This window comes from Neorhizobium sp. LjRoot104 (genome assembly GCF_964253725.1).
Classification (GTDB): domain Bacteria; phylum Pseudomonadota; class Alphaproteobacteria; order Rhizobiales; family Rhizobiaceae; genus Neorhizobium.
The window spans coordinates 809,515-832,115 of sequence record NZ_CAXURS020000001.1; the positions used below are offsets into that span (position 1 = coordinate 809,515).

Genomic DNA, 22,601 nt, shown 5'->3' on the forward strand with positions numbered 1-22,601 from the left:
TCCAAATGGAGGCCGTTTTGTTCCAGGCAAGCCCATGGGCACCTGCATCTTTGCCGCATCTGCGCGAAAGCAGAAACCGATTCAGTCCGAAGGACTTATGCTCTATTGTTGAATCGGCTCGAAAGGAGCTTGAACAGAGACATGCAGTGGCAGGACGAAGCGATCATCATAGGTGTCAAGCGGCACGGCGAGACGAGCGTCATCGCCGAGCTGATGACCCGTGATCGCGGTCGGCATCTCGGCCTCGTCCGCTCCGGCCGCTCGCGGGCGATGCAGCCGGTGCTGCAGGCCGGAAACCGGGTCGAGGCCGTCTGGCGTGCACGGCTCGACGAACATCTCGGCGAGTTCAAGCTGGAGCCCGTCCGGTTGCGCGCCGCCAAGCTGATGGAGACCGCGACCGCGGTCTACGGCGTCCAGGCCATGGGCGCGCTGCTGCGCCTGCTTCCCGAGCGCGACCCGCATCCGCATCTCTTCGATGCGCTGGACGTCATCCTCGATGCCTTCGACGACCCGTCCGATGCCGGCGAGCTTTTCGTGCGCTTCGAGCTCGCGGTCCTGAACGACCTCGGTTTCGGCCTCGACCTCACCGAATGCGCGGCGACCGGCGGACGGGAAAACCTCGTCTACGTCTCGCCGAAAAGCGGCCGCGCCGTCTCTCGCGAGGCAGGCGCCCCCTATGCCGACCGGATGCTTGCGCTGCCGGGTTTCCTCGGCGAAGGCGCTGCTTCCGCCGCCGACCGCGACAGCATGGCGGAGGCTTTTCGCCTCACCGGCTATTTCCTGCACCGCCATGTCTACGAACCCCGGGGGCTGACGGAAAACGCCGCCCGAGACGGTTTCGTCCAGGCGGCGCTGAAGGCGCTTTTGAAGGATGCGGAACGCCGGGCCGGCTGAGGCAGGCCGGCCGTCACTCCGCCGGCTGCGGCTGCAATACCCCGCGGTCCACCGGCTTTTCCTGGATCGGCCAATGCACGGCGGCGGCAAACATGCCGAGCGCCACGCCGAGCCACCAGACCGGATCGTAGGAGCCGAAACGGTCGTAGAGATAACCGCCCATCCACACGCCGAGGAACGAGCCCACCTGGTGCGACAGGAAAACCAGGCCGCCCAGCAGCCCGAGATGGCGGGTGCCGAACATGATGGCGACGAGCCCGTTGGTCGGCGGCACGGTGGAAAGCCAGAGCAGCCCCATGACGATCGCGAACACGATCACCGAGAGCGGCGTTTGCGGCAGAAGCAGGAAGGCCGTCACCACGATCGACCGGGCGATATAGATGTAGGCGAGGAAATAGGGCTTCGAATAGCGCTGGCCGATAAAACCCGCCCCGAGCGAGCCGATGATGTTGAAGAAGCCGATCAGCGCCATGGCGATCACCGCATAGCGCGCGTCGATGCCGATATCCCCGAGATAGGCCGGGAAATGCGCGGTGATGAAGGCGACCTGGAAGCCGCAGACGAAGAACCCGGCGGTGAGCAGCAGGTAGCTCTGGTGGCCGAAGGCTTCCTTCAGGGCCGCACCCACCGATTGCTGGAACTGGCTGTGCGACTGGCTTCCCGAGCTGGCATTGCCGCGCAAGGGAAAGGCAAGCAGCGGCACGACCAGCATCATCACCGACAGATAGACCAGGCTGTCGGACCAGCCGAAATTGCTGATCAGCGCCTGGCTCAGCGGTGCAAACAGGAACATGCCGGCCGAGCCTGCGGCCGTGCCGATGCCGAACGCCATGGAGCGCTGCTCCGGCGTCACGTGGCGGGCAAAGGCCGAGAGGATGACGCTGAACGAGCCGGCGGCGATCGCCAGGCCAATCAGCACGCCCCCGCCGATATGCAGCCAGACCGGCGCACTGGCATTGGCCATGATGATGAGGCCGGCGGCATAAAGCACGCCGGACAAGGCCAGCACGCGGCCGGTTCCGTATTTGTCGGCAAGCGCTCCGAAAAAGGGCTGGCCGAGGCCCCAGGCGAGGTTCTGGATCGCCATCGCCAGCCCGAAGGTGGAGCGGTCCCAGCCGGTGTCGTGGAGCATCGGAAGCTGGAAGAAGCCCATGGCCGAGCGCGGCCCGAAGGTCAGCATGGCGATCAACGCGCCGGCGACGATGATCAGCCAGGGCATGGAAGCCGGCCTCTTCACGGATGGCGATGCGGATGTGGGCATGCGATTCCTCCTCGAAAACCAGGAGAACCATATCGCGTGCGCCGCTGTTCTTAAAACAACTTTTGCTCAATCAATCCATCACCGGGATTGATGCAGCCGGGCTCGGGGACTTCCCGTATAAGCGTGGTTCCGGGTGCGGCACCCCCCTCTGTCCTGCCGGACATCTCCCCCTCAAGGGGGGAGATCGGATGTGGCGCGACCTTCCCGCAACATTTGCCGTATCATTTGCAGCAAGGAAGATAGCGGAGACAGGGCAGGGCGGCGCCACAGGTCACTCTCCCCCCTTGAGGGGGAGATGCCCGGCAGGGCAGAGGGGGGTATCGCGCGGGCACGACAGCGGCACCCCGGCAAATACCTCCTCTCGCCCCTACGGCGTCCCCGGCGGGTCGATTGCCGGCGGGGCGGCGCGGCCGAGCCGGGCCTCGCGCCAGATCGTAAAAATGCCGGCGCCGATGACGATCGCGGCGCCGAGGATCATGTTGGCGGTCATCACCTCGCCGAACACGAAGACGCCGATCAGGCAGACCAGCACGGACTGGATATAGGACATCGGCTGCACGACCACGGCATCGAGCAGGTTGAAGGCGCGGATCAAAAGGTAGTGCCCGCTCATGCCGGTGATGCAGAGCACCATCATCCACAGCCAGTCGGTGGGGGTGACATGCGTCCAGTAGAACGGGCCGACCAGGGTGATCGTCACCGCGCCGACGACGCCCGTGTAGAAAAAGGCCGTGTCGGACGTGTCGGTGCGGCTGGCAAGCCGGGTCATGACGGAATAGAACCCGAACATCAGGGTCGCGACCATCGGGATGACGATCCCGGCGTCGAAGGTGGCGTTGAACGGGTTGACGATCAGAAGGATGCCCACGAAGCCGACGCCGATCGCCGTCCACCGCCGCCAGCCGACCTTCTCGCCGAGCAAAGGCACCGAAAGACAGGCGACGACCAGCGGCGTCGCCGCAAAGATCGTGTGGCTGGCCGCCAGCCCGACCGTCGAGAAGGAGAAGATCGAGATGACGATCTGCACCGCCAGAAGCGCGCCGCGGGCGATCTGCAGCCAGGGCCGCCTGGCATTCGCCGCAACCTTCACCCCGCCCGAGGACCGGCTCGCCAGCGCAAACGCGAAGCCCGCGAACGCCCAGTAGCGGATCATGGTGATGAAGATCGGCGGATAGGCGCTGCCCAGGTGCTTGGAAATCCCGTCCTGCATCGAAAAGATCGTCACCGCCGCGATGGCGCAGATGAGGCCGGTGGACCGAGGGGTCATGAAGGCAGTCTCTTTCGGGAAACCGCCCGGATATCCGGCCGGCGCATGGGGGAGGGCAACGCTAGGATGGTATTGCGTTGTGACCGTTCGGCAAGGGGCCGGACAATATGCTTTTGGGAATAGCTGTCATGCGTGGGGCGGGGGAGTGGGGTGGCCCATGTCGTTGTGTCCGCTTTGCGCCAGATAGGCGACATTGAACTTCTTTCAAAACTTGTATTTGTTCAAACGGTTCGACAGGAGGAACCCGGTTGTCAATCGTGTATTCCGCAGAAGCAGATGCCATTCTCTCAACGGGTGTCTGGCTGGGACCTGAGCATCGTAACTGGGCCCTGACCAAAGAGCAGGCTCTCACTGCAATTGGCCTACTTCGTGACGCAAAATACATTCTTCTAGGTGGGGATGTCCTTTACGGGCCGGAAAAAAACTTCAGCCACGCCTATGCCAACTGGTACTTTGAACCTTCGTCTCCACCGGCTCCCGGCGATTTGTCATCCAGCGCACTCAAGGCATCTTCATACGTAGACGGTTATCCAATTGAGGATGCTTATTTCGTGCTTGTACCTAGACCAGCATAACCGCTTCGGGCCGCACCCCGCCATGACACTGATGAGCCGGGGTCCGTCTTTAGCTGTGCACCACTAGCGATAATAGCAAAAATCTAGCTGATTTCGTCGTCTTCGAGGAAGAGTCTCCACTCGATTAAAGAGGGAAAGATTTCGGTAGAGGGAAACATAGGGTTTGTCTCAGAATGCCAAGTGAGATGCACTTGGGCATAACAATTGTCGGCGACCTGAAACAGGAAGTCGTCTCGTTGTTGCAGCCTCGCCAATGCCCGCACCGGCACATTATGGAGAACGTGCTCAGGGCTTAGTTCTCGATGTAACTCAAGTTCAAACTGTTCAGCAGATTCGGAGGATAAAAGTTGCCAGCCTTTGGGAAGTTCGATCTCAGCCATGCTTCGACTTAGCAAGCTACTTTCGGCTTTACAACTTGCAGTTATGGCCGGAGGCGCTTGCTAGGTTTCTTTCTCCGTCCAACTGATGTGCACCCGCTCACCCCTCCCGCAACAACCCCGAAACCAGCGTCAGAAACGCCTCCACCGCCTTTTTTGACACCGCCTCCGCGTCCTCCGCACTGGCGATCCACAGTGCTGCGCTCAGCGTCGTGCCGTTGACGAGGCGGGCGGTGGCTTCGGCGTCGATGGGGCGGATCGTGCCCTGGTCGATCAGCCTCTGCAGGCTTGCGGTGGTAGCGCGGATGCAGGCGCTCTGGTTCGGCCATTGCGACGGATCGCCGAGCACCGCCGGGCCGTCGAGCAGCATGATGCGCTGGATCTCCGGCTCCAGCGACATCTCGATATAGGCGACGCATTCGTCGACGAAAGCCTGCCAGGGCGTTTCGGCCCTCGATGAGATGACACTGAGCCGCTCTGACATTTCCGCGTCGATCTGCATGATCACCGCCAGAAGCAGGCCCTTCTTGTCGCCGAAATGGTGGTAGAGCGCGCCGCGCGTCAGCCCGGCGCCGGCGGTGAAATCGTCCATCGAGGCCTCGGCATAACCTTGGCGCGCAAACGCCTGGCGGGCGGCGGCGATCAGCTTGGCCCGCGTTTCGGCGATCATGTCCTTGCGCGGCCGGGCCGCACTCTTGCGCGTCGCGTCTGAAGCCATCTTGGTGACGATCTTGTCGGCCATCTTCCCAGCCATGCGGACTCCGGATTTTTTGCATACGCATCGTATGTCAATTGACATGCGAAACGTATGCGACTATCTAGCTCACATACGCGGCGTATGTAAGTCCTCATTCAAAATAACCCAAGGAGCAGGTTATGCCCAATCCCTATCGCGAAATATTCGCAAGGCCGGGTACGAAAGGTTTTTCCGCCGCCGCTTTCGTGGCGCGGCTGCCGCTGCCGATGACGACGATCGGCGCCGTCGCCATGCTCTCCCAGACGCATGGCGAATATTGGCTGGCCGGCGCGGTCTCGGCCACCTTCGCGCTCGCCAATGCCTTCGTCTCCCCGCAGGTGTCGCGCTGGGTGGACGCGAAGGGCCAGTCGGCGGTTCTGGTGCCGACGACGTTCGTCACCTTCCTCGCGCTGATTGGCCTTGCCGCCGCCGCCTGGATGCGCTGGCCGATCTGGACATTGTTCGCCTTCGCGCTCGTTGCCGGGCTGATGCCGAGCATGATGGCGCTGGTGCGCGCCCGCTGGTCGGAGATCTATCGCGACCGGCCGGAACTGCACACCGCCTTCGCCTTCGAATCGGTGATGGACGAACTCGTCTATATCTGCGGCCCGGTTTTCGGCATCGGCCTGAGCGTCGCGCTCTTCCCGGAAGCCGGCGTGCTTGCCTCCGCCGCTTTCCTGGCGGTCGGCACGGCGCTGTTCGTGGCTCAGAAATCCACGGAACCGAAGGTCGATCCGCACCGCGAAAAGAGGAGCGGCTCGGTCATGCGGCGGCTGCCCATGTGGTTCCTGGTGGTGGTCTTCGCGGGCATGGGCGTCATTTTCGGCACCGCCGAAGTCTCGGTCGTCGCCTTCTCAGAAGCGCTGGGCAACAAGGGGGCCGCCAGCTACATCCTGTCGGCCTATGCCGCCGGTTCCTTCGTGGTCGGCATCGTTTTCGGCGCCATCAGGTTCAAGTCGTCGCTCGCCCGCCGGCTGCTCTTCGCCAGCCTAGTCGCTGCCGTCACCACGCTGCCCATGCCCTTCGTCGGCAGTCTCTGGGGCCTGACGGCGGTCATCTTCCTCGCAGGTGCCGCGATCTCGCCGACCTTCATCTCCGGCATGACGCTGATCGAACGCATCGTTCCCTCGTCGCAGGTCACGGAGGGTATCACCTATGCCATGACCGGCATGAGCATCGGTTTTGCCGCCGGCTCGTCGCTCGCGGGCTGGACGATCGACGCCTACGGCGCCTCCAACGGCTTCTGGGTGGCGGTGGCGGGCGGTGCGGTGGCGTTCGCGACGATGCTCGCCGGTTATGGATTGCTGAACCGGCCGGAACGGGAGGAAACGTTGGGGGCGGGGGCGCTGAACCCGGCCGAGTAATCGCTCAAGTGATCTCGCGGGGGGGGGGCGGCCCCTCACCCCGCCTCCGCTACGCTCGGCGACCCTCTCCCCGCACGCGGGGCGAGGGGGAGCGGCGAAGGCGCGGCATATCCCGTCTCCCCGTCAGTACGGGGAGAAGGTGCCGGCAGGCGGATGAGGGGCGGCCTGCTGCAAATTTCAGAACATCCGCCGCGAGCCGCTTGCCTTCAACCCCGCCGCTTGATCGCCCAAGGCTCCGCCCGCTCGCCAACCACCGCCGCCACATCGCCGATCCTGATCTGCCCGGTGCCGCGCGGCACGGCGTTCCAGCCGAACAGCGGGCCGGGAACGCGCCGGTCGGCTGACATGCGGATGCGGCCCATGGCGGGGATCGGGTCCGGCACGTCACGCGAGCCGGTCTGCTGGTCCTGGGTGGTCATGATGCAGCGGGCGCAGGGTTTGACGAAATCGAAGCGGATGCCGGAAATCTCGATGCCGGTCCAGCCGTCCTCCGCCCAGGCCTCGTCGTGGTCGAGTACGATGTTCGGCCGGAACCGCTCCATGCCGACCGCGCCTTCGTCCCTGGCCGCCATGTCCGCATTGAGCGCGGCAAGCGACCCCGTGGTGGTCACCAGTACCTGGTAGCCGTCGGCAAAGGTCACCGGCGAATTGTCGCCCGCCCATTCGGGGCTTGCGACGCGCCTGGCCTGATCGTCGAAAAACACCAGCCGGATATCCCGCCCCAGCCATTCCGACAATGTTGCATTGGCCGCGTCGTCGGCAAGCGCCGCATTGACGCTGGATTTCCACACCGCCGTCTCCATGCGCCGCTCAGCCGGCGGCCGGGCGACGCGGATTTCGCCTTTGCCCTCCATCGCGAAACGCACCGAATCTGCCGAAGGATAGACCTCGAGCCTCGCCAACGGCTGCAATTCCCGCTGGGTGATGAACATGCCCGTCGGATCGACGACCATCATCTCCCGGTCGCCGGGAATGCCCTGTGCGGCGATCTCCGCCTCCGTCAGGGCGATGCCGCGGCCGCTCTTCAGCGGATAGACGTTGAGCTCGGTGATCCGCATGGTTTCTCCTTCAGATCTCGTCGATGAAGAGGTCGAGCACCTGTTTCAGTCGCTCGTGCCGCTCGGTGGCAAGCGCGCGTCCCGCCGCCGTCTGGAAGCCGTCGGCGAGCTTGAACAGCTTCACCTCGAAATGGTCGATCGCAAACGCCTTGTCGTCGAGCGGGCGATGTTTTGCCAGCGGATCGGCCGGATCGTAGAGGCCGGAGCCCATGCGTCCGGCGATATAGAAACAGCGCGCCGCCCCCACCATGCCGATTGCGTCCAGCCGGTCCGCATCCTGAAGGATCTTCGCCTCCAGCGTCTCCGGGATGATGTTGGCGGAAAAACTGTGCGCCGTCACCGCATGCACGACCGCCGCGATATCCGCCTTGCTCCAGCCGAGCCCGGCAAGGATCGCCGCAGCTTTCTCCGCCGCCAGCCGCGAGGCCTGTGCCCGAAGCGGCGAGTTCTTCTCGACCGAGACGCAATCATGCAGCAGCACGGCGGCGGCCAGCACCCGCCCGTCGCCGCCTTCCCGGGCATGGATGCGTATCGCATTGCGGAAGACGCGGAGAATATGGGCGATGTCGTGCGAGCCGTCGTCGCCCTCGGTCGCATGCGGGATCAGGGTTTCGGCAAGCGCCTCGAAAGGCGAAAAGGCGGCGGCTATCGAAGCGGTCACGCGGCGGGTTCCTGGGAATCGGGAGTAGCGGGTTCACCGCTCTTGTTCACCAGAATGCGCTGGTAGAAAAGCCCGATGCCGATCAGCACCGCGCCGAGCCCGATGAACGACAGCGCCCTCAAGATCCCTTCGAGGTTCGACATGTCGACCAGGAACACCTTTACCACCGCGACGAGCACCAGACCGGCGGAAGCCAGCCGCAGGCTCTTGGCGTCGAGCTTCGAGCCGATCGCCAGAAGCGCCACGCCGATCAGCAGCCAGACCACCGAATAGGTATAGGTCTCGGCGGCCATGAACCCCTTCCAGTCGGCGATGTTTTCGCCCTGCCAGAAACGGCGCACCGAAAGCGTCGCCCACAGGAAGCCGAGCACCGCGCCGGCCAGCGCCAGCATGATCACGTAGGGCATCGGCCGCCGGCCACGCGCGTAATAGGCGACCAGCGCATAGGCGAGCCCGGGCAGAAGATAACCGAGCAGCAGCAGGTTGAGGAAAGGCCAGGAGCCGGTGTTTTCGCCGCTGAAATAGGGGTTGAGCGCAAACACATGCAGCGATAGCGCGTTGATCGTCGCGAGCACGCCCGCGATCATCGAACCCCAGCGGAAGACCGGGCTGGGCGACTTGAGATCCAGCGTCATCAGGATACCCGAGAAGCCGACCGTCAGCAGCGTATAGATCGACTGTTCGCCGAGCGTCGGCACCCGGTCGTCCAGCACGCCGCCGTTCATCGCATGGCGCACCAGCACCGCCACCGTCATCAGGGAGGCGAGCGAGGCGAGCGCCTGCATCAGGTTGCGGATGCGGAAATCGGTCGAATCCTTCAAGAGATAGGCCGTCGCGATCGCCAGCAGCGTCGGAATGCCGTAGCCCGGCAACAATGCGTTGAAGAACGGCGTGGTGCCGAGACTGTTCTGGCCGATCAGCGTCGGCTCCCAGGCGATCCGCCCGAACACGATCAGGATCGCCGCCGCCATCATCCAGGGAAGCGCCGGCCAGGGCCGCGCCCGCATGCCGAGCACATAGGCAAAGCCCAGCACGGAGAGGAGGACGGTGGTGACGATGCCGTTGGTCAGCGCATGCAGCGCAAACGTGAACCCGGCAAACGAGCCGGCAACGAGCAGATTGGCCGCCCAGTCGATGTATCCTTCCCGCGTTTCGTCACGCTCACGGAACAGCCATTCGGCGCCGGCCAGCAGCACGAGGCCAAGGCCGAGCCCGTAAAGCCCATGGGTCCAGTCGCGCCCGAGATTGCCGAAATTGAGGAAGCTGATCGTCGCCAGCGCCACCGGCACGCCGGACATCAGCACGCTCCAGACCATCGCGAATTCCGGCTCCGCCCTGCGGAAGCGCCTGAGAAAGGCAAAGCCGAGCATCGTGAAGATCGCGCCGAGCAGCAGGCTGACGGCGATTTCGGTCGTATAGGTCATGACCGGCAGCGGTTCGTTGCCCACCGGCTGCGGCACATAGGTGTCGAGCAGCGAAATCGCCACGACGGCGAGGCTCAGCACCGCCCCGCCGGCCGCGATCATCGCCGGCCAGACCGTATAGGCGCGACTGGCGCCGAGGGCGGCAAGCGCGGCAATCACGGCAGCGACGGCGAAATACGGGTCGATACCGGTTACCGGGTTGGTCGCCAGCATGGCGAGCGCCGGCAGTACCGACATGATCGCCACCGACAGCGTGATGGTCAGCGGCTGGCGCCCGAGCATTGCGCCCCAGCCGGCCTTGGCCACCCGGTCCCTGCCGTAGACGGCACCCGGCCAGAAGAAGCCGGTGCCGCCGATCATCGCGATCAGCGTCAGCGCCGGCGGCAGCGGGTCGAAATCGTCGGCGCCGATTGCATAGGCGATCACCCACAGCCCGACGCCGATATTGGCGAGCATCGGCACGATCGTCCAGCGGCGGAAGCGCGAGGCGGCGTTGACCGCGACCCAGGTGAGGCCGAGGAAGAGGAACAGCGCATTGGCGTTCGGCTCGTCGCTGGCGACGAGCGCAGGGGTCAGAAGCGAGGCGAGCAGGCCGAGCCCGGCCAGCGCCTGCCCGTGCAGCAGCGACAGCGCGATGGTGGCAAGCGAGACAAGCGCCAGCAGGACGAAGGCCGGCGTCGCGCCGATGAATTCGTAGACGCCGTAAGCCGCATAGATCGCGCCGAGCAGCGTCACCGCGCCCGCCGCCGTCAGCGCGCCGGGGATCATCGCATTGCTGAACCGGTCGGACACCTGCGGCATCGCCCGGCGTCGGACGATCTCGCCGCCGGCCATCAGGACGAGGCCGAACAGGCAGGCGAGCACGAGGCGCGCTCCCGGCCCGAGCAGCCCGGCCTCGATCGAAGCGCGCACCAGGAAGATGCCGCCGAAGGCAAGCGCCACCCCACCGACCCAGACCGGCCAGCGGGCGCCGAGGTAGCTTTCGAGGTTTTCGCGGTTTTTCGGTTTTGCAGGCGTCGGTGCCGTCGATGCGGCGGCGGCGGGAGCCTCCTCCATGGCCGCAACGTCCTCGGCGGTGGCGCTCGCCGCGATCGTCTCCTCCGGCAAGGCCTCTGCCGTGCCCGGTTCGGCCAGGTTCACGGGTTCTGCCCGAACCGCCGGCTCTTCGGTCACCGCCTCGGTGGCGATAACGGCCGCAGCGGGAACGGGCGCAGGAGCGGCCGTAGATGCGGCTGTGGAAACCGGCTGTGTGGCAAGTAGCCCGGCCTTGATCGCCTCCAATTCCGTTTCGAGCGCAGTCACCCGGTTCGATGTCTTGCGATTGAGACCCACCATCAGGATCACCAGCAGCAGAAGGAGGATTTCGATCATCGGCACGCTCGCGGGTGAGGAGTTCGGTCAAGCGGTTATACAATTGCCGGGCGAGGGAAGGGAAGAGCCGTGTTCCACAACCGATCCTGATCGGAAGCCATGGAAACCATTGGTATTTTTCGGAAGTCCCGTGGCGGCTGCAACGGTCTGGGTTCGGGTTGCGTCCGGGGCCGGGCTGGATGGCGGCATCGCCTGCACTTCGACACCCGATCAACGCGCCTTTTGCCTCGTTTTCCTTATCGAAGGCGCGGCTGCCGCATTCCCGTGATGGACGAGGACATGGTTCGCTGCTCCGCTAACTTGCTGAACGATATGGAAAAGCAATTTGGAGGTTCGCGCCTGACGTGTGATTCTCAGTCGGTTCCGCCCAAGAATTCCTCAGCGTTATGTGCATTAAATGGGCGTCTTGGCTAGATAATAGGCGGTACGAAGGTATGATGGTTTTGTGTGCAATTTCGACTTGCGCGGCACCGGAATAAACGCTTGGATGCAGTCTATCCGTACAAAAAACTCCAGGGGGACGACCTTTCATGATCTCGCGCAGACTGCTTTCGAAACTCTCGGCCGTTGCGGCGCTGGCGCTTGCTGCCGGCTTTTCCATGCCCGCCGGCCAGGCTGTGGCGCAAACCGCGGTCAAGTTCACGCTTGACTGGAAGTTCGAAGGGCCGGCCGCCGGCTTCCTGCTGGCGCAGGACAAGGGTTACTTCAAGGCCGAGGGCCTCGATGTCACCATCGATACCGGCAACGGCTCGGTCGAGGCGATCCCGCGTGTCGCGACCGGCGCCTACCAGATGGGTTTCGGCGATATCAACTCGCTGATCAAGTTCCTCGACGAGGATCCGAACCAGAAGATCAGGGCCGCGATGATGGTCTATGAGCGCCCGACCTTCGCGGTCGTCGGCCGCAAGTCGCTCGGCATCACCACCGATCCGAAGTCGCTGGAAGGCAAGAAGCTCGGCGCTCCTCCTCCGGACGGCGCCTTCGCTCAGTGGAAGGCCTTCAAGCAGGTCGCCAAGATCGACGATTCCAAGATCACGCTGGAGTCGATCGGCTTCCCGGTGCGCGAGCCGATGCTCGCCCAGGGCAAGGTCGATGCGGTTTTCGGCTTCGCCTTCTCGGTCATTCTCAACCTGAAGGCCCAGGGCATCAAGGATGACGACATCGCCACCATCCTGATGGCCGAGCACGGCCTCAACCTCTACGGCAACGCGGTGCTGATCAACACCGACTTCGCGGCCAAGAACCCGGCCGCCGTCAAGGGCGTCCTGAAGGCGCTCGCCAAGGGTTTTGCCGATGCAGTCGCCAAGCCGGAAGAAGGCGTCGCCGCGGTCCTCAAGCGCAACGAGACGCTCAACAAGGACATCGAACTCGAGCGCCTGAAGATGGCGAATTCGATGAACATCAAGACCCCTTACGTGGTCGCCAACGGCTTCGGCGGCATCGACCCGGCCCGTTTGGCCGCCTCGATCGACACGCTGAAAGTCTCCATGGGTCTCAAGGGCAACGTCAAGGCCGACCAGGTCTTCGACGCCAGCTTCCTGCCGGCCAAGGAACAGCGGATGCTGCCGTAAGAGCACAAAGACCCCGCCCCAAACCCCTCCCCACAAGGGGGAGGGGCTTAAACTGCCGAACCCTCCCGTCCAAATTGGGCGTCGGCTTTGCGGGAGATCTAACCCTCCCCCTTGTGGGGAGGGTGGCCGGCAGGCGGGAGGGGTTTTGTTACACCATTCTCCGACAAGGGAATATTTGATTGCCCCACCTCGTATCCATCGACAATGTCGACATGCGCTATGGCGGTGCCGCCGGCACGCTTGCGGTTTCCGGCCTCACCATGAAGGTCGGCAAGGGCGAGTTCGCGGCGGTGGTCGGCCCGTCCGGCTGCGGCAAGTCGACCCTCATGAAGCTGGTCACCGGCCTGCACATCCCCCAGAGCGGTGTCGTCATCGTGGCGGACAAGCAGGTGACCAAGCCGGTTTCGATCGTCGGCATGGCCTTCCAGAACCCGACCATGCTGCCCTGGCGCACCACGCTCGACAACATCCTCCTGCCGCTGGAGATCGTCGAAAGACACCGCCACCGCCTGCGCGCCAACAAGAAGGAATATGTCGAAAAGGCCGAGCACCTGCTTGAAACCGTCGGCCTCAAGGGCTTCGGCTCGAAATTCCCCTGGCAGCTCTCCGGCGGCATGCAGCAGCGCGCCAATCTGTGCCGCGCGCTGATCCACGAACCCGAACTGTTGATGCTCGACGAACCGTTTGGCGCGCTCGATGCCTTTACCCGCGAGGAACTCTGGTGCGTCATCCGCGACCTGCACGCGGCGCAAGGCGTCACCATCATCCTCGTCACCCACGACCTGCGCGAGGCGACCTTCCTCGCCGACCGGATCTTCGTGATGAGCGCCCGTCCCGGCAAGGTGCTGAAGGAACACACCGTCCCCTTCGCCCGGCCGCGCGATCTGGAAGTCATGTACGAAAAAGGCTTCAACGACATGGTGCATGAACTGCACGGCGAAATCGCCAGCGCGAGGGTGGTCGCATGAGCGTCGTCACGGAAAACACCGCACCGTCCACGACGCCCGCAAAACCGCTTGCCCAGCGCATCAACTGGGTAAAGCTCGCTCCCTGGCTCTATACGGTCGGGCTCTTCGTCCTCTGGGAGCTGCTGGTCATCGTGCTGCAGACGCCGCCCACCATCCTGCCGGCGCCGTCGCGCGTCTTCCAGGCGATCGTGCAATACTGGTCGCCGATCTGGAAGAACTCGCTGCAGACGCTTTATACGACCACCGTCGGTTTCGCGATCGCCGTCGTCGCGGGCCTGGCGATCGGCCTCTTCATCGGCTGGTCGAAGGCGATCTATGCCGGGCTTTATCCGCTGATGATCGGCTTCAACGCCATCCCCAAGGTGGCGCTGGTGCCGATCCTGGTCATCTGGTTTGGCATCGGCGCAGTCCCCGCCATCCTCACCGCCTTCCTGATCTCCTTCTTCCCGATCGTCGTCAACGTCGCGACGGGCCTTGCCACCATCGAGCCGGAAACCGAGGACGTGCTGCGGGCGCTCGGCGCGAAAAAGCTGGACATCATGCTGAAGGTCGGCATCCCGCGCTCGATGCCGTATTTCTTCGGCTCGCTGAAGATCGCCATCACGCTCGCCTTCGTCGGCTCGGTCGTGTCGGAGACGGTCGCCTCGAACTACGGCCTCGGCAACATGATGAGCTCGGCCCAGAGCCAGTTCAACGTGCCGCTGGTCTTCGCCGGCCTGCTAATGCTCGCCGTCGAAGGCATCGCCATGTATGCGCTGATGGCCTGGATCGAAATGCGCATGACCGGCTGGGCACACCGCTCCTCCATGTCGAACTGACGAGCCCGTGGCCTTTCGCGCCGGTTCTGCATCTGCGATCCCGGTTACGTCTGCGGTCCCGCCCGAAAAACATCCCGCAGGCGCGCGATCACCTCTGCAACGCTTGGCCCATGGATCGGCGGCGGCGCCAGGCGTTCGCAGAATTCCCGCCAGACAAAGAATGTCAGCTCAGCCCCGTCGGTCGCGGTCTCGCCCGGGCCTTCCGCGAAGGTCTTGAGCATCCTGTACCGCTCGTCCTGCCAGAAAAGCGTTTCCACCCACCCGTAGATCGGAATCACGTGGAAATGGATCGAATGGCCCGGCGTATGTCCGTATCGCCCGATATAGACCCGCTCCGCGTTGAGTTCCCGCTTCAGCACCGTCTGGGCCTTCGCCATCAGCGGCCCGAGCTCTAGGAGCGCTTCGTCCGCAAGCTCGAAGAGATCATCCGCAAAGCGCTTGGAACCGATCATCAGATAGCCGGGAAGGGCGGAATTCGTCCGGTGGTTGACGAGCCAGTGCGGCGTCTCGAAGACATGAAATTCTGGAGGGATGGGCATTTCGACCGGTCCTTGCGGGAGATTTCCTGCAAAGGGATAACAACAGCCGCGCGCCAGGGCAATGTTAGCACTCGAAGGTCATCTGACCTTTACAACGAGTGCAAATGAACTACATTTGCTCTTGACGTAAGGGAGCTTCGGCATGGCGGTCACGGCAAGGAAAGAGCAGGCGGAACAACTGACGGCGGTGGCCCTCAAGGCCTTCGGCAATGTCGTCGCCGAATGGGGTGTGCCGGTGAACGAAGCCGCGGCCTTGGCGGACATGTCCGAAAGCACCTGGAAACGCGCCCGCAAGCCCGGCTATTCCGGTGGCCTCACCAAGGACCAGATGCTGCGTCTCAGCGCCGTGATCGGTATCTACAAGGCTTTGAAACTCTATTTCAGCGATCCGATCGCCACGAAGTGGATGACGTTGCCGAACGAGGGGCCGCTGTTCCGTGGCGCCCGCCCCATCGATACGCTGATCGACGAGGGGCTGCCGCAATTCCTCGCCGTCCGTAATTATCTCGATGCCCTGCGCGGTGGCGCGTGATCGTGACGCCCGTCAGCGACCGGGGCCTGGTGCGGCTGATCCCGGCGACCTACCACAAGCCGCCGAGCCTGCGCGGCCTGGTGGATAGTGACGAGGAGCTGGCGATCCTCGCCGAGATCGAGGGTTTGACCAGCGCCCGGCTGACCGCCGAGCGCGGATTGAACCTCTATCTCGACCGCCGAGAGCTCGCCTGGAAACGCCGCAAGCATGACCTGCAGGTCTATGGCAACACTCATATAAACGCCGCCTTCACCTATACCCGCAAGGGCGGAAACCGCTTCAATGACGAGACCCGCGGCGCCTGGTACTGCAGCTGGGACACGATGACCTCGCTCGCCGAAGTCGCCTTCCACAAGACCCGCGAACTGAAGTTCATCGGCCTGTTCGAGGAAACGGCGCGGTATGTCGAACTGCTGGCGGATTTCATCGGCGAATATCCCGACATCAGCGACGAGCGAAACCACCCGGCGCTCGATCCGGATCCGGCGGTCGGTTACCCCCAAGGGCAGGCGCTTGCCGAGAAACTGCGGCGCGACGGGCATGATGGGCTGATCTATCCGTCGGTGCGCCACGGTGATGGGCGCTGCCTCGTCGCCTTCGAACCGACGGCGATCCGCAATGTCCGCCCCGGCGCCTCCTGGGACATCGTCTGGTCGGGCAGCGAGGAATACGACCTCAAGGCGGTGTGACGCCGACCGCCGAACTCGTCTCGTCAAAAATTTGGGCATCGGGGACGGCTTCCTCGTGAAAAGCCGTCCCCGATGCATCCTTTCCTTCAGGTCCGCTGCGTGACCGGCTCGTCCGCACCGTGAGGAGCCGGAGGTCCGCTCTCGCCGGAAACGTCACGGGTTTCTACCTGAGGGTCTGGAATCTGTTCTGGCTGCTTGTCGCCAGGGAGTTTGTCGCCAGGGAATTTATCAAAGGCGATCTTGATCTCTTTGGTCAGGTCGCGGCCGGTGCTCCACCAGTCGCTGCTTTTCGTCCAGTAGCGCAATGTCAGCTTGGCGCTGCCCGCATCGAATTCGGCCATGTAGACGAGAGGCGCCGGGTCTTTCAGCACCCGCTTGTCGCCGCCGGTGATCGCCATCAGTTTCGCCTGCGCCCGGCCGATATCGCCGTCGGTGCCGACCGAAATCTCGTTGCGGCGCGTCTTCAGCCGGCTGTAATTGGTGATCGGCACGTTCCACAGCGTCGAGTTCGGCGCCAGCCGGTAGACGCCGTCGGCAGTCCGAAGCTCGGTCGCAAACAGCCCGACATCAACGATCGTGCCGGTGACGCTACCGGTCTCGATGCTCTCGCCGACCCGGAACGGCCGCAGCACCAGCAGCATGATCCCCGCCGCGATATTCTGCAGGGTGCCCTGCAGCGCAAGGCCCACCGCAAGGCCGATCGCGCCAAGCGCCGCGAGCACCGACGCCGTCTGTACCCCGAACTGGCCGAGCACCATGACGACGACCAGAACCAGGATCGCGTAACGGATGATGTTGGAGAAGAATTGCGACAGGGTCGCATCGATGCCGTGGATGCGCGACAGGCCGCGATGCGCCCAGCGGCTGATCAGGCCGGCGGCCATCCAGCCGAGGATGAGAAGAACGATCGCGCCGATGGCGGAGAAGGAATATTGCACCGCCAACGCGCTCAACTGGGCGAGCGCCGCTCTGGTGACAACAATGAGTTCCGACGCCTGGTCCATCCGGCGGTCTGCTCCTACTTGGGTTTCGCCGTTAATTGGCGCAGCAGACCGCGAGGTCAAGGAAAAAATGGAGCTTTCCCACGCCTAGCTAAACAATTAGGAAAGTTCAACTTTCAGGTTCAACGCGAGATTTTTAGCGGCAGGATGAAGGATGCCCGCCCATCGGTCTCGGCGCCGCGGCCGATCCCCTTGATGGCGGCGATCAGTCGTCCATTTCGACCGAGCAGCCGGTCGCCGATCTCGATCAGCCGCGTGTTCGGCGTCGCATGCGGCGCAACGCCGCGAAGCCTTGCGGCCAGTGCGAAATCGTCTTCTTCCGGGTGGAGAGACAGTGCCGCGATCACCGCCGCGGCAGGCGAGCGGGAGACGCCCATCCAGCAATGGATGACGATCGGCGCAGACTGGTCCCAGTCGCGCACGAAGGCGATCAGGCTTTCCACATGCGCTTCGCTGGGTGCGATCAGGTCGCCGGTGCCGGCAAAGCCGATATCGTTCATCGCAAGCTTCAGGTGGCGGTCGGCGGCAATAACCCCCGGCCGGTGAAAGTCCTGTTTCTCGGCGATCAGGCTCACCATTTCGCGCGCCTTGTGCCGGACGGCGGTCTCGGCGATGGCGGCGAGCGGGCAGACGATGATCGCGGTCATGGCGCCTTGCCCGATGCGGCCCGCTCTGCCTCGATCTCGTGGAACCGGTCGAGGAAAAGCTGTTGCGCGGCAGGAGCCGGCATCGGCTGGATCGGCAGCATGTCGCGGGTGATGCCGCGCGGCTGGCCAAAGAATTTTTGGGCCTCGGCGACCGAGAAACCGGCAAGCTCGGTCGCCTCGAAAAAAGCGGCGATCGTATCGGCCTTCTTGATCTGCGCCTTGAGCTCGCGGCCCGGATGCGGCGGCAGGCCGAAACGCAGGTGGATCGCCGCCTCCAGCCGCTGTTCGACCGCCTTGTAACCGCCGCCGACCACCGATTTGAACGGCGAGATCATGTCGCCGATCACATATTCCGGCGCGTCGTGCAGCATGGTCATCTGTAGCGCATCGGCCGTGCAGGCCTCGTTGCAGCGGCGAAAGATTTCTTCGACCACGAGGCAGTGCTGGGCGACCGAAAACGCGTGGTCGCCACGCGTCTGCCCGTTCCAGCGGGCGACGCGGGCAAGCCCGTGGGCGATATCGGAAATTTCGACGTCGAGCGGCGAGGGGTCGAGCAGGTCGAGCCGCCGTCCCGACAGCATCCGTTGCCAGGCGCGTGGCGCCGTTGCCGCTGGGCTCACGTCTCGGCCTCTTCAGCCTCGACGGGGAAGGAGAGCCCGCTCCAGGCGGGAAGCGTCAGGCTGACGGCGACGTCGCCGGCTGAAAGCGGAACACCGCGCGCCAAGGCGTCGCCGACCCGGTCGATGCGAACGATCGCCAGTCCCTTGTTGCCGGAGACCGATCCGAGCGTGCCGACCGGCTTGCCGCCGGCCAAGATTTCGGTGCCGGAGGCGGGCAGGGCGGCCTCGCCCGATACGATCGCCACCCGTCGCCGCGCCGTGCCGCGATGCTGCATGCGGGAGACGACTTCCTGGCCGACATAGCAGCCCTTGCGGAAGGACAGGCCGCTCGTCTGGTCGAGCAGCACGTCATGCGGAAAGGCGTCCTGCAGCGCATAGTCGTGGCCGGACGTCGAGATGCCGGCCTCGATGCGCAGCGCGTGATAGGCCGCTTCGGGTCCGTCACCCAGCTTGCCGGGCGCACGGGTCAGCGCGATTCCCGCCTTGGCAAAGGCTGCATCCTTCACGGTACCATTCCCCGCATCCTCGCCCCAGAAAACGGTAACGCCGTCTTCCGGGCCGGCGGCGATATCGACCGCGGCGCGCAGCTTGTACATAGTCAGCCGCCGCATCAGCGCTTCGCGCTGGCTGTTTTCTGTCTCGATGACGAACCCGTCGCCGTCGCGCCAGAGGAGGAAATCGAACAGGATCTTGCCCTGCGGGGTCAACAGCGCACCCGGCCGGGCCTCGCCTTGCGGCAGCGAATCGATGTCGGTGGTGATCAGCCCCTGCAGGAAATCCTGTGCATCCTTGCCGGTCAGGCGGATCAGGCTTCGCGAGGGAAGAATGGCGGCGGGCATGGTTCGGGAATCCGGTTGTTCTGAGACTGACAATTAAGTCTTCGCCGTTGAGGCGGCAAGGCGTGGGACGCGATTGGTGGGAAGTTTGGTGGGGTTGGGTGACGTAGACGTCGGGGGAATCTGTCGAGCGGCAGCGGGGAGCTTCTCCCCCCTTGTGGGGGAGATGTTACCGAAGGTGACGGAGGGGGTAGCAACGGCGCGGTAAGGAGCAACGTAGCGAGCGGAGCGCCTCCGCCGCCTCAATCGCCGCCGGAGAAGAACTTCCATTTGCCGTCCGGGCTGATGCCGGCGCGGAAGAAGTTGTAGTTGCCGTTCTCTTCCATGCCGGCAAGGTCGCCGGCCGTCACGATGCGCAAAAGATCGACCCGTTCGGGGGGCGTCAGCGTCGAAAGCGGCTTGCCGGCGAAATAGGGCCAGACATAGGCCTCGTCCGGCGTGCCGACGTCGAAATGCGCGGCACCTGTGGACAGGATGTCGAGCAGGATGGCGAGAATCTCCTGGCCGTCCGCATCGCCCGAAAAGCTCTTCAGCGTTTCGATCGGATCCTCGAATTCGCCGTTCATCACCTGCGTCTGGGTGGCACCTGTTCCCATCAGGGCGCGCAGGCGGGTGATGTCGCCGGAAGCAGCAGCCTCGACGAGCTGTTCGCGCATGTGCTTGACCGGTGCCGGCAGCTTGGTCATGTCGCGAATGATTTCCGCCGGTTTATCGTCCGCCGGCGCGGTTTTGGCGGCGTTGGGGTCCGCCGGGGGAGCGGTCGCCTTGGGGTCGCCGGCCTGTGCCGAGCGATTGATCGCAGGACCCGGCTGCGGCAGTGTCGTGCCGTCGAAAGCCTGGAGGATGGCCCGGCTCTGGGCCTGTTCCGGCTGGTTGGGCTCGTCGCCCGGACGCAGCTCGGACAGCGCAAGCGTCTGGCCGCCGACCGACGCGGCAAGCACGGTTGCCGCCGAAAGGCGGATGATCAATTGGGCTATCGTCGTTTCCGCCGCATTCCGCACGGGAAACCTCTATCGTTTATTGAACAGTGCGCTCGGGGGAGAATTCGCCGGCGAGCATGCGGCTCTTGAGCGAATCGAGCATGGCCTCGGCGCCCATTTCTCCATGAATGCGGATGGTTTCCCGCATGGCAAGTACCAGAGCTGCGTCGGCGATGATTTCCGGCTCGATACCGTCGGCACGGCCGTCTGCCCATGCCTCACTCTGATATTCCAAGGCAGCCTGCATCTTCTCATGCACAATCATGTCGTCGATGTCGTTGCGGCCTGTCTGCATTCTGTCGTCCTCGGTGCCCGTTTAATTACTAGCCCGTTAAAAACTTTATCAGCCTTTTATCAAAACGACACGGCCTCCTGCCAAAAGAGGTAAATAATCCTCTAATTTCCGAAGCGCGCCGCGATTTCTGTCGCAAGTGTTGCGCCTTCGATACGATACCGTTCCTCGGCGGTTCTTGCCGCATCGGTGCAGGATGTATGCACGGCCGCAAATGACCGATACCCCCGGTTGAAGGCCGCCGTCAACCGCTCGCGGCGCTTCGGTTCGGTGCCGGTATCGGCATCCAGCAACTGCTGCATCGAGGCCCGCCATTCGGAGGTCGGTGCGCCGCAGAGCGTGCGCAGATACTGGATGGAGCCGAGCACTTCCGCAAGGCGCGTCAGCTGCACGTCATAAGGCGCCGGCTTTTCCTCGACCACCGGGGGAGGCGGCGGCGGCGCTGCCGGCTGTTGCCTTGTCGACTGGGCGGCAAGCGGCGTCGCCGCCAGGAGTGCCGGCAGAATCAGGCAGCCGAGTCGCGGAAGGAGGGTCATGAACGGGTCTCGAGAGGGCGCGATTGCACTTGTCTTAGCGGGCATTGTTCTCCGCCGCCAGCCTCTCGGCGCATTCGAGCACGCTTGCCGGCACCGGCAGCGAGCGGATCTCCTCGACCGTATACCAGCCGGGATCTGCCGCGTCGTCCGCGGCGATCGCTTCGAGCTCGGTATCTGCCTCCACCCGGAAGACCGACAGGAAGAAATGCCGCCCGCCCTCCTTTTCGCTCATGAGGTCATAGGTGGCGAAGAGCACGGGATTGCGCACCGGAATGCCCGTCTCCTCCAGAAATTCCCGCACCGCCGTCTGGTCCGGCGTCTCGCCGGGCTCCGCCCGCCCGCCCGGAAAGGCGAAGAGATCCATCGACGGCGGGTTCATCCGCCGAATCAGCAGGAACCGGCCATCGCGTTCGAGAATGGCGGAGGACGCGGCTTGCGGGGAAGGGGGCATGTCAGGGTCTTTTCGTCGCGTCTTACGCTGCACTCAACGTTGGAATCTTGCTGACATCCACCTCGCGTTCCGCATGCCAGGCGTCATAGGCGGCCTGCATGCGCAGCCAGATCGCAGCACCATCGCCGAACATCTTGCCCAGTCGGGCCGCGACATTCGGCGAGACGGGCTTGCGTTCGCGCAGGATGTCGTAGAGTTGCTGGCGGGAGATGCCGAGCAGCTCGGCGATCTCGACCTTTGTCTTGCCGGTAGCCGGAATGATCTCCTCAAGCAGCGCGCCGGGATGCGACGGGCAACGCTGGATCGGCCTTTTCACGTCATATTCCGCCATCGATGTCATCCCTAAGCCGCGCCTCAATGATATTGCTCGAAATCGACACGGGCAGCATCCTTGCCGTCGAATTCGAATGTAATGCACCACGGCCCGTTGACGTGAACGGTATAACGGGTCGGATCAAAGCCGTGCAGAGTATGAAAATCAAACCCCGGCAGGCTCATATCCTCCGGCCGCTCGGCCGCCTCGAGACGATCCAGGCGCACAAGGATGCGCTTTTGCATCTTTGCATCGATTTTACCCGTCTTGCCGGTCTCGAACAGGGCAGCGAGCGCCTTGTTCCTGAAGGATTTGATCATGTAACATGTAAGTATATTGCTGACATGTCGTCAAGATGTGTAAGCAGATAATTTACATTCGCCCGCCTATGTCTGCGTCTGGGCAGGTATCCCAGATTTCAGTTTCCATCTTCTCGATCATGTGGAAACGTGCCGCGTATTGCATATCATTTAAGTCGGTATTCCCATGAAAACCTACGCCCTCTACACCGCCGCCGCCCTTGCCGAGATTGCCGGCTGTTTCGCGTTCTGGGCGTGGCTGCGGCTGGAAAAGCCGGTCTGGTGGCTGGCGCCGGGCATCGCGTCGCTCATCGTCTTCGCCTGGTTGCTGGCGCTGGTGCCGAGCGAGGCGGCGGGGCGCACCTATGCGGCCTATGGCGCCATCTATATCCTCGCCTCGATCCTGTGGCTCTGGGTCGTCGAAGCCCGCGTGCCGGACCGGTGGGATATTCTCGGTGTTGGCGTCTGCCTGGTCGGCGGCGCCATCATCCTGTTCGGGCCGCGCAGCGCCTGATCGTCGG

27 protein-coding genes are annotated in these 22,601 nt (G+C 63.8%); 9 read left to right on the forward strand and 18 right to left on the reverse strand.

Annotation, left to right across the window (positions count from 1 at the left end; all coding sequences use genetic code 11):
* Nucleotides 1-141: 141 nt before the first annotated feature.
* Nucleotides 142-894 (forward strand): DNA repair protein RecO, encoded by a 753-nt coding sequence (gene recO, locus ACSQ8R_RS04095; RefSeq protein WP_436252212.1) that lies wholly within the window; start codon nucleotides 142-144, stop codon nucleotides 892-894.
* Nucleotides 895-907: 13 nt separating this feature from the next.
* Here recO and ACSQ8R_RS04100 read toward each other — a convergent pair whose 3' ends face one another.
* Complete coding sequence (locus ACSQ8R_RS04100; RefSeq protein WP_436252213.1) at nucleotides 908-2,155, reverse strand: MFS transporter; 1,248 nt, start codon at nucleotides 2,153-2,155, stop codon at nucleotides 908-910.
* A gap of 367 nt (nucleotides 2,156-2,522) precedes the next feature.
* Nucleotides 2,523-3,422 (reverse strand): DMT family transporter, encoded by a 900-nt coding sequence (locus ACSQ8R_RS04105; protein ID WP_436252214.1) that lies wholly within the window; start codon nucleotides 3,420-3,422, stop codon nucleotides 2,523-2,525.
* A 248-nt stretch (nucleotides 3,423-3,670) separates the two neighbouring features.
* Between ACSQ8R_RS04105 and ACSQ8R_RS04110 the strand changes: the two genes are divergently transcribed.
* Complete coding sequence (locus ACSQ8R_RS04110) at nucleotides 3,671-3,997, forward strand: hypothetical protein (RefSeq protein WP_436252215.1); 327 nt, start codon at nucleotides 3,671-3,673, stop codon at nucleotides 3,995-3,997.
* A gap of 83 nt (nucleotides 3,998-4,080) precedes the next feature.
* On the opposite strand, the gene ACSQ8R_RS04115 is transcribed toward ACSQ8R_RS04110, so the two are convergent.
* Nucleotides 4,081-4,377 (reverse strand): hypothetical protein, encoded by a 297-nt coding sequence (locus ACSQ8R_RS04115; protein ID WP_436252216.1) that lies wholly within the window; start codon nucleotides 4,375-4,377, stop codon nucleotides 4,081-4,083.
* 97 nt (nucleotides 4,378-4,474) lie between these two features.
* Nucleotides 4,475-5,092 (reverse strand): TetR/AcrR family transcriptional regulator, encoded by a 618-nt coding sequence (locus ACSQ8R_RS04120; RefSeq protein ID WP_436255374.1) that lies wholly within the window; start codon nucleotides 5,090-5,092, stop codon nucleotides 4,475-4,477.
* A gap of 158 nt (nucleotides 5,093-5,250) precedes the next feature.
* Between ACSQ8R_RS04120 and ACSQ8R_RS04125 the strand changes: the two genes are divergently transcribed.
* Nucleotides 5,251-6,474, forward strand: coding sequence for an MFS transporter (locus tag ACSQ8R_RS04125; RefSeq protein ID WP_436252217.1), 1,224 nt, complete (start codon nucleotides 5,251-5,253; stop codon nucleotides 6,472-6,474).
* Between the two features lie 206 nt (nucleotides 6,475-6,680).
* On the opposite strand, the gene ACSQ8R_RS04130 is transcribed toward ACSQ8R_RS04125, so the two are convergent.
* Genes ACSQ8R_RS04130 through ACSQ8R_RS04140 form a run of 3 tightly spaced genes read right to left on the reverse strand, consistent with a single transcriptional unit; the run spans nucleotide 6,681 to nucleotide 10,988 of the window.
* Entirely contained in the window at nucleotides 6,681-7,532 is an 852-nt protein-coding gene (locus tag ACSQ8R_RS04130) for an MOSC domain-containing protein (protein WP_436252218.1), read from the reverse strand.
* Between the two features lie 10 nt (nucleotides 7,533-7,542).
* Nucleotides 7,543-8,193 carry an HD domain-containing protein gene (locus ACSQ8R_RS04135; RefSeq protein WP_436252219.1) on the reverse strand — a complete coding sequence of 217 codons (651 nt, stop codon included), beginning with the start codon at nucleotides 8,191-8,193 and terminating at the stop codon, nucleotides 7,543-7,545.
* A complete protein-coding gene (locus ACSQ8R_RS04140; protein ID WP_436252220.1) occupies nucleotides 8,190-10,988 on the reverse strand; it encodes a DUF2339 domain-containing protein in 2,799 nt (932 codons plus the stop codon). The genes ACSQ8R_RS04135 and ACSQ8R_RS04140 overlap by 4 nt, the downstream gene beginning before the upstream one ends.
* Before the next feature lie 530 nt (nucleotides 10,989-11,518).
* Between ACSQ8R_RS04140 and ACSQ8R_RS04145 the strand changes: the two genes are divergently transcribed.
* The 3 genes from ACSQ8R_RS04145 (at nucleotide 11,519) to ACSQ8R_RS04155 (ending at nucleotide 14,345) form a co-directional block, all read left to right on the forward strand.
* Nucleotides 11,519-12,559, forward strand: a complete 1,041-nt coding sequence (locus ACSQ8R_RS04145) for an ABC transporter substrate-binding protein (RefSeq protein WP_436252221.1) — start codon at nucleotides 11,519-11,521, stop codon at nucleotides 12,557-12,559.
* Between the two features lie 179 nt (nucleotides 12,560-12,738).
* Nucleotides 12,739-13,527, forward strand: a complete 789-nt coding sequence (locus ACSQ8R_RS04150; protein ID WP_436252222.1) for an ABC transporter ATP-binding protein — start codon at nucleotides 12,739-12,741, stop codon at nucleotides 13,525-13,527.
* Nucleotides 13,524-14,345: an ABC transporter permease gene (locus ACSQ8R_RS04155; RefSeq protein WP_436252223.1), complete on the forward strand. Its 822-nt coding sequence runs from the start codon at nucleotides 13,524-13,526 to the stop codon at nucleotides 14,343-14,345. The genes ACSQ8R_RS04150 and ACSQ8R_RS04155 overlap by 4 nt, the downstream gene beginning before the upstream one ends.
* A gap of 44 nt (nucleotides 14,346-14,389) precedes the next feature.
* Here ACSQ8R_RS04155 and ACSQ8R_RS04160 read toward each other — a convergent pair whose 3' ends face one another.
* Entirely contained in the window at nucleotides 14,390-14,884 is a 495-nt protein-coding gene (locus ACSQ8R_RS04160) for an HIT family protein (RefSeq protein WP_436252224.1), read from the reverse strand.
* Between the two features lie 142 nt (nucleotides 14,885-15,026).
* Here ACSQ8R_RS04160 and ACSQ8R_RS04165 point away from each other — a divergent pair, with 142 nt between their 5' ends.
* Both ACSQ8R_RS04165 and ACSQ8R_RS04170 read left to right on the forward strand, forming a co-directional pair.
* On the forward strand, nucleotides 15,027-15,416 hold the full coding sequence (locus tag ACSQ8R_RS04165) for an MbcA/ParS/Xre antitoxin family protein (protein ID WP_436252225.1): 390 nt from the start codon (nucleotides 15,027-15,029) through the stop codon (nucleotides 15,414-15,416).
* A 2-nt stretch (nucleotides 15,417-15,418) separates the two neighbouring features.
* Complete coding sequence (locus tag ACSQ8R_RS04170) at nucleotides 15,419-16,105, forward strand: RES family NAD+ phosphorylase (protein ID WP_436252226.1); 687 nt, start codon at nucleotides 15,419-15,421, stop codon at nucleotides 16,103-16,105.
* Between the two features lie 86 nt (nucleotides 16,106-16,191).
* Here the strand turns inward: ACSQ8R_RS04170 and ACSQ8R_RS04175 are convergent, their stop codons facing one another.
* From ACSQ8R_RS04175 to ACSQ8R_RS04220, 10 genes are all read right to left on the reverse strand, one after another.
* Nucleotides 16,192-17,109, reverse strand: a complete 918-nt coding sequence (locus ACSQ8R_RS04175) for a mechanosensitive ion channel family protein (protein ID WP_436252227.1) — start codon at nucleotides 17,107-17,109, stop codon at nucleotides 16,192-16,194.
* A 119-nt stretch (nucleotides 17,110-17,228) separates the two neighbouring features.
* The gene (locus ACSQ8R_RS04180) at nucleotides 17,229-17,753 is read right to left on the reverse strand and encodes a tyrosine phosphatase family protein (RefSeq protein ID WP_436252228.1); all 525 of its coding nucleotides are present in this window, start codon (nucleotides 17,751-17,753) and stop codon (nucleotides 17,229-17,231) included.
* Nucleotides 17,750-18,334: a YfbR-like 5'-deoxynucleotidase gene (locus ACSQ8R_RS04185; RefSeq protein WP_436255375.1), complete on the reverse strand. Its 585-nt coding sequence runs from the start codon at nucleotides 18,332-18,334 to the stop codon at nucleotides 17,750-17,752. The genes ACSQ8R_RS04180 and ACSQ8R_RS04185 overlap by 4 nt, the downstream gene beginning before the upstream one ends.
* A gap of 35 nt (nucleotides 18,335-18,369) precedes the next feature.
* A complete protein-coding gene (gene ygfZ / locus ACSQ8R_RS04190; RefSeq protein WP_436252229.1) occupies nucleotides 18,370-19,212 on the reverse strand; it encodes a CAF17-like 4Fe-4S cluster assembly/insertion protein YgfZ in 843 nt (280 codons plus the stop codon).
* A gap of 239 nt (nucleotides 19,213-19,451) precedes the next feature.
* Nucleotides 19,452-20,210 carry a hypothetical protein gene (locus tag ACSQ8R_RS04195; RefSeq protein ID WP_436252230.1) on the reverse strand — a complete coding sequence of 253 codons (759 nt, stop codon included), beginning with the start codon at nucleotides 20,208-20,210 and terminating at the stop codon, nucleotides 19,452-19,454.
* A 16-nt stretch (nucleotides 20,211-20,226) separates the two neighbouring features.
* Complete coding sequence (locus ACSQ8R_RS04200; protein WP_007752665.1) at nucleotides 20,227-20,484, reverse strand: hypothetical protein; 258 nt, start codon at nucleotides 20,482-20,484, stop codon at nucleotides 20,227-20,229.
* Nucleotides 20,485-20,585: 101 nt separating this feature from the next.
* Nucleotides 20,586-21,017: a TIGR02301 family protein gene (locus ACSQ8R_RS04205; RefSeq protein WP_436252231.1), complete on the reverse strand. Its 432-nt coding sequence runs from the start codon at nucleotides 21,015-21,017 to the stop codon at nucleotides 20,586-20,588.
* 34 nt (nucleotides 21,018-21,051) lie between these two features.
* Nucleotides 21,052-21,468 (reverse strand): NUDIX hydrolase, encoded by a 417-nt coding sequence (locus ACSQ8R_RS04210; protein ID WP_436252232.1) that lies wholly within the window; start codon nucleotides 21,466-21,468, stop codon nucleotides 21,052-21,054.
* A 22-nt stretch (nucleotides 21,469-21,490) separates the two neighbouring features.
* Complete coding sequence (locus ACSQ8R_RS04215) at nucleotides 21,491-21,808, reverse strand: HigA family addiction module antitoxin (protein ID WP_436252233.1); 318 nt, start codon at nucleotides 21,806-21,808, stop codon at nucleotides 21,491-21,493.
* Between the two features lie 14 nt (nucleotides 21,809-21,822).
* The gene (locus ACSQ8R_RS04220; protein ID WP_436252234.1) at nucleotides 21,823-22,101 is read right to left on the reverse strand and encodes a type II toxin-antitoxin system RelE/ParE family toxin; all 279 of its coding nucleotides are present in this window, start codon (nucleotides 22,099-22,101) and stop codon (nucleotides 21,823-21,825) included.
* A 166-nt stretch (nucleotides 22,102-22,267) separates the two neighbouring features.
* On the opposite strand from ACSQ8R_RS04220, the gene ACSQ8R_RS04225 reads away from it, so the two are divergent.
* Nucleotides 22,268-22,594, forward strand: coding sequence for a YnfA family protein (locus tag ACSQ8R_RS04225; protein WP_436252235.1), 327 nt, complete (start codon nucleotides 22,268-22,270; stop codon nucleotides 22,592-22,594).
* Nucleotides 22,595-22,601: the final 7 nt, after the last annotated feature.